This is a genomic window from Moorena sp. SIO3E8, assembly GCF_010692445.1.
GTDB lineage: Bacteria > Cyanobacteriota > Cyanobacteriia > Cyanobacteriales > Coleofasciculaceae > Moorena > Moorena bouillonii.
The window spans coordinates 1-5,677 of record NZ_JAAHHM010000243.1 but is presented as its reverse complement, the minus strand read 5'-3'; the positions used below and the strand labels follow the sequence as shown (position 1 = coordinate 5,677).

At 43.8% G+C, this 5,677-nt stretch carries 4 protein-coding genes and 1 pseudogene; all 5 read left to right on the top strand.

What is annotated here, in order from left to right; all coding sequences use genetic code 11:
* The first annotated feature begins 99 nt into the window (after positions 1 to 99).
* The 5 genes and pseudogenes from F6K46_RS37815 (at position 100) to F6K46_RS37795 (ending at position 5,356) form a co-directional block, all read left to right on the top strand.
* Positions 100 to 312 (top strand): AAA-like domain-containing protein, encoded by a 213-nt coding sequence (locus tag F6K46_RS37815; RefSeq protein ID WP_293117999.1) that lies wholly within the window; start codon positions 100 to 102, stop codon positions 310 to 312.
* 249 nt (positions 313 to 561) lie between these two features.
* A complete protein-coding gene (locus F6K46_RS37810; RefSeq protein ID WP_293117996.1) occupies positions 562 to 4,167 on the top strand; it encodes an AAA-like domain-containing protein in 3,606 nt (1,201 codons plus the stop codon).
* Positions 4,168 to 4,233: 66 nt separating this feature from the next.
* Positions 4,234 to 4,740, top strand: coding sequence for a hypothetical protein (locus tag F6K46_RS37805; RefSeq protein WP_293068416.1), 507 nt, complete (start codon positions 4,234 to 4,236; stop codon positions 4,738 to 4,740).
* A gap of 27 nt (positions 4,741 to 4,767) precedes the next feature.
* Positions 4,768 to 4,893: a hypothetical protein gene (locus F6K46_RS37800; RefSeq protein WP_293068419.1), complete on the top strand. Its 126-nt coding sequence runs from the start codon at positions 4,768 to 4,770 to the stop codon at positions 4,891 to 4,893.
* A 244-nt stretch (positions 4,894 to 5,137) separates the two neighbouring features.
* A pseudogene (locus tag F6K46_RS37795) lies at positions 5,138 to 5,356 on the top strand (hypothetical protein).
* Positions 5,357 to 5,677 lie beyond the last annotated feature (321 nt).

Sequence of the window (5,677 nt, the reverse complement as noted above, 5' to 3'; positions counted from 1 at the left end):
TAATACCATAAAGTTCCTGAGTCAGGCTGTGTCCTTAGCAGTCAGGCAGCGTTCTCACGAATTGTCTCTGATTCCGCTTTTGAAGTGAGTGGGGTGACTTTGTCAATCTCTACACCTGAATGCTTACATCTTATTCTCCATCCCAATTTACTAAACCCTTTCAAAAAATTACTGACCACTACTAAAGCTGTGCGCCTGGAACCTAAGCCAACCTATCTGTTAGAAAGTCTGGGATTAGTCAGAGCAATCGGTAATGATTGTATTCCTCGATATAATTTGTATCGTCAGTATTTTAGTAACAGGATTTTATAGATAGGGAGCAGGGAGCAGGGAGCAGGGAGCAGGGAGCAGGGAGCAGTGAGCAGTGAAATAGGAAGAGTAAATAAATCCTGTAAAACTCTATAACTATATCATCAAATCCAATACTGTATCCCTTTAGCATAAAACCAAATACTACTCCAATATCTTCACTACTGTTCTCTATTCCCTGTTCCCTGTTCCCTGTTCCCTGTTCCCTGTTCCCTGTTCCCTATTTCCTACTCCCTACTCCCTTTCTTAATCATGACCAAGCAACCAACAATCTACCAAGTTGGCGGAAGTTTACCTCACGATGCTACAACTTATGCTAAGCGAAAAGCTGATGAGGAAATTTTTGAGGCTTTGATGGCTGGGGAATTTTGTTATGTGCTCAACTCGCGACAGATGGGTAAATCGAGTTTGCGGGTACAAACTATGAAGCGTCTCCAGGAAGCAGGAGTAGCCTGTGGTTGTATCGATTTTACCATGATTGGGAAAGAGAATATACCGGTAGAAATGTGGTATTCAAGCTTGATAGTGATGCTGGTGGATGAGTTTAAGCTATCAGATAAGTTTGATGAAGAGGCTTGGTTTCGAGAAACAGAGCACATCGCTCCCTTGTTAGGGTTTGGGAAGTTTATTGAATCGGTATTGTTGGCAACTATTCCGGAAAGTATTGTTATATTTCTCGATGAAATTGACAGTATTATTAAAGTAGCGTTTAAAGATGATTTCTTTGCCTTTATTCGCAGTTGTTATAACAAACGAGCCGAAAAGCAAGTCTACAATCGGCTGAGTTTTTGTTTGCTGGGAGTAGCAACTCCAGCGGATTTGATTCAGGATAAACAGCGCACTCCGTTTAATATTGGTCGGGATATTGAACTGACTGGCTTTACCTTTGAAGAAGCGAAAACACCACTGCTCCCTGGTTTGGTAGGGAAGGTGGATAATCCAAAACAGGTGTTAGGTGAGATATTGACTTGGACAAGGGGACAACCATTTCTGACCCAGAAGTTGTGTAAGTTAATGGTGGATGGATCCCCCTTACAGCCGTTTTCAGATGAATTGACCTCATTACCAACAGCTGCAAGCCCCCTAAATCCCCCAATTCTGGGGGACTTTAACTCAAGTTCCCCCCAAAATTGGGGGGCTAGGGGGGCGGAGGACTTTAACTCAAGTTCCCCCCAAAATTGGGGGGCTAGGGGGGCAAGAGACTTTAACTCAACTTCCGTTGCACAGGTCACCCGTACCCAAATTATTAACAATTGGGTATCTCAGGATAAGCCAGAGCATTTAAAGACTATACGCGATCGCATTCTCAGAAATGAGCAACGGGCGAGTAGGCTGTTGGGATTGTATCAGCACGTATTAGATCAGGGTAGTCTTGCCGCTGATGGCAGTGAAGAACAGACGGAATTAAGGCTATCGGGGTTGGTTGTGGAGCGGGATGGCTGTTTGAGGGTTAACAACCAGATTTATGGCAGTGTTTTCGATGGCGATTGGGTTAAGCAGGAATTGGCTAGACTGCGTCCCTATTCTGAAGCCTTTACCGCTTGGGTTGAGTCTGGGTGTCAGGATGAATCGCTTTTGTTGCGGGGGGTAGCGTTACAGGATGCTCAAGCTTGGGCTAAGGGTAAAAGTTTGAGCGATTTGGATTATCAGTTTTTGTCAGCTGCTCAGGAATTAGACCGACAGGTATTAGTAGAAGAAAGGCGGATCTTAACTGAAGCAAAAGAAAAAGCGAAGTGGATCATAAGTATAGGTGGTACTGTACTGGGTTTGTCCTTAATTGTGGCTGTAGTGACTGGGATCAAACCTAGAGATAATTTTAAACAATCACAGGAAGCTCAAACAGGTACCCGACTAGAACAACAAGGGGTTAGTATTTTACGACGCTTAGGAGGGGATAATGTTTACTATGGCGAGCGAGAGCTTTTATACTCAGCCATGGAGACTGGGCAACAACTATATAATATCGTGAAAGATGGTCGCCCCCTGGATAACTATCCTGCTATTAGTCCTCTGTATGCTCTACAGCAGAGTCTTAGTAAATTCAAAGAAAAGAGAAGATTTCGAGGACATGAATCCTTGGTATCAAGTGTAAGTTTTAGCCCCGATGGTAAGATGCTTGCTACTGCATCATTTGACCAAACTGTCAGACTCTGGGATTTACAGGGAAATCAATTAGCTCTGTTGAAAGGACATGAATCCTCGGTAAGAAGTGTAAGTTTTAGCCGAGATGGTAAGAGGCTTGCTACTGGATCCGACCTTACTGTGATACTTTGGGATTTAGAAGGAAATCAATTAGCTCTGTTGAGAGGACATCCATCCTCGCTATTAAGTGTAAGTTTTAGCCGAGATGGTAAAAGGCTGGCTACGGCATTATCGGACAAAACTGTCAGACTCTGGGATTTACAGGGAAAGCAATTAGCTCTGTTGAGAGGACATCAAAAGTTGGTAAGAAGTGTAAGTTTTAGCCTTGATGGTAAAACCCTGGCTACGGCATCAGACGACGCAACTGTCAGACTCTGGGATTTACAGGGGAAGCAATTAGCTCTGTTGAGAGGACATCAATTCCGGGTAAATAGTGTAAGTTTTAGCCGAGATGGTAAGATGCTGGCTACCGCATCATACGACAAAACGGTCAGACTCTGGGATTTACAGGGAAAGCAATTAGCTCTGTTGAGAGGACATCAATCCTCTGTATCAAGTGTAAGTTTTAGCCGAGATGGTAAGATGCTCGCTTCTGCATCAAAGGACAAAACTGTTAGACTCTGGGATTTACAGGGCAATCAATTAGCTCTTTTGAGAGGACATCAATCCGAGGTAAATAGTGTAAGCTTTAGCCGAGATGGTAAAACCCTGGCTACGGCATCAGACGACAAAACGGTCAGACTCTGGGATTTACAGGGAAAGCAATTAGCTCTATTTCAAGGACATAAATCCTCGCTATCAAGTGTAAGCTTTAGCCCCGATGGTAAGATGCTTGCTAGTGCATCATCGGACAAAACGGTCAGACTCTGGGATTTACAGGGCAATCCATTAGCTCTGTTGAAAGGACATCAATCCGAGGTAAATAGTGTAAGCTTTAGCCCCGATGGTAAGATGCTTGCTAGTGCATCATCGGACAAAACGGTCAGACTCTGGGATTTACAGGGAAAGCCATTAGCTCTGTTGAAAGGACATCAAGAGTTGGTATTTAGTATAAGTTTTAGCCGAGATGGTAAGATGCTTGCTACTGCATTATCCGACAATACGGTCAGACTCTGGGATTTAGAAGGAAATCAATTAGCACTGTTGAAAGGACATCTTGACTGGGTAGAAAGTGTAAGGTTTAGCCCCGATGGTCAGAGGCTGGCTACGGCATCATGGGACAATACGGTCAGACTTTGGGATTTAGAAGGAAATCAATTAGCACTGTTGAAAGGACATCTTGACTGGGTAGAAAGTGTAAGGTTTAGCCCCGATGGTCAGAGGCTGGCTACGGCATCAAGGGACAAAACTGTCAGACTCTGGGATTTAGAAGGAAATCAATTAGCACTGTTGAAAGGACATCTTGACTCGGTAAATAGTGTAAGTTTTAGTACCGATGGTAAAACCCTGGCTACGGCATCAGACGACAAAACTGTCAGACTCTGGGATTTACAGGGCAATCCATTAGCTCTGTTGAAAGGACATCTTGACTCGGTAAATAGTGTAAGTTTTAGCCCCGATGGTAAAACCCTGGCTACGGCATCAGCCGACAAAACTGTCAGACTCTGGGCCGTTGAAGATTTAGGTGAGATGCTGGCTAGGGGATGTAAGTTGCTTGAAGATTACTTTGTGGATCATCCTGAATCCTTAGATAGCTTAAAGAAATGCCAAGATTAAGATGGCAAAATAGCTGCAGCTTCTGGTTTTGTTAAACAAGGTGAGGAGTTAGCGAAAGAGGGGGATGTGGAGGGTGCTATTGCTAAGTTCCAAAAAGCCCAAGCATGGAATCGGGAGCTAGAATTACAGCCAGAGACAAAAGCCAAACAGCTAGCAGCACCCACTAAAGTTGAACAAGGTGAGGAGTTAGCAATACAAGGTGAAGTAACCAAAGCCCTATCTCTCTATAAAGAAGCACAACAACTAGATCCAAACCTAGAAATTGATGCTAATTCTTGGAATTACATCTGTTGGTTTGGTAGCCTCCATGGATATGCTGCTGATGTAATGGATGCCTGCGAAAAAGCAGTAGCAAAAGAACCTGAACATAGCGGTATTCTGGATAGTCGTGGTTTGGCTAGGGCTTTGACTGGGGATACCCCAGGAGCGATATCAGATTTTCAGGCATTTGTAGACTGGATCGATGATGATGAGTTGAAAGCACAACGGCAAGAATGGATAGATGAGCTCCGGGCTGGTAAGAATCCTTTTACGGAAGAGGTGTTGAAAGGTTTACTTGAGGAGTCATGGTAGGGAAGGCAATAGGCAAGCATATGCGCTATGCGCACGCTACGCGAACAGCGGTCAGCCGTCAGCGGTCAGCCGTCAGCGCCTGGAAACTTTAACAGGCAAGATGCCTGTTCCACCAAGATGCCTATTCTACCAAGATGCCCCAAACATTCCTAAACTCAGCAAACGTAAGTCTAAGCTGACTTCAGACTTCAGACTTCAGACTTCAGACTTCTGACTCCCGATTCCCGACTCCCGACCAGTTTTTTACAAAATTTTTCAAAATATGTTACAATTAAAGATTATTTGTGTATAATAGAAATGTGGGCGCTGAGACGCCCAGAGTCAAGAGCTAGCCCGCTGAGAGTCCAAAATCGACGGGCTAGCTCTGGCTCCCCAATCACAAGGAGATACTTTCATGATGACGTATTCTGAACGCCTTCATCCATGGGTGGTCATGCGGCTGTTACCGAAAATGCAGCGAGTAGTTGTTGCTCGCTTTCGCAATCGATCGGATGCCGTTCGCGTAGCGTGACCTTTGGTCAAAGGACATTTGTGGGCCCTGAAACGATTAATGCCTGATGCGGAATTTATAATTATTTTTGATGTCGGTAATAATCCGATGGATGAGGAATCCTAGGAATTTACATCTATGTTTGTGGAACTGGCAAGATGCCAGTTCCACAATGAATTATGATAGCTGATATCTTGCTATTCTAAAATTGTAATCATCCCTTTATCTGCTTAAACTAAACGTTATGAATACTGAGTTAGCCTTATGGAAAGTCGTCATTAGTTTACCTGAACATCTCAAGCAAGAACTATTGCATTATGCCTGAAGGGGTGACGAAATAGCCTGAAAAGCTTTAAATGTAAAGCTTTCACCATTTTGTGCTAAAAAAAAGATAGGTCTCTTTTGTTCAACAAGACCTACCTATTGACAATGTTACCTGTATTCTAC

Excerpts from the sequence above, each read along its gene's own strand:
- F6K46_RS37800 (WP_293068419.1), top strand. The coding sequence starts at position 4,768 with ATGCGCACGCTACGCGAACAGCGGTCAGCCGTCAGCGGTCAGCCGTCA.
- F6K46_RS37810 (WP_293117996.1), top strand. The coding sequence starts at position 562 with ATGACCAAGCAACCAACAATCTACCAAGTTGGCGGAAGTTTACCTCAC.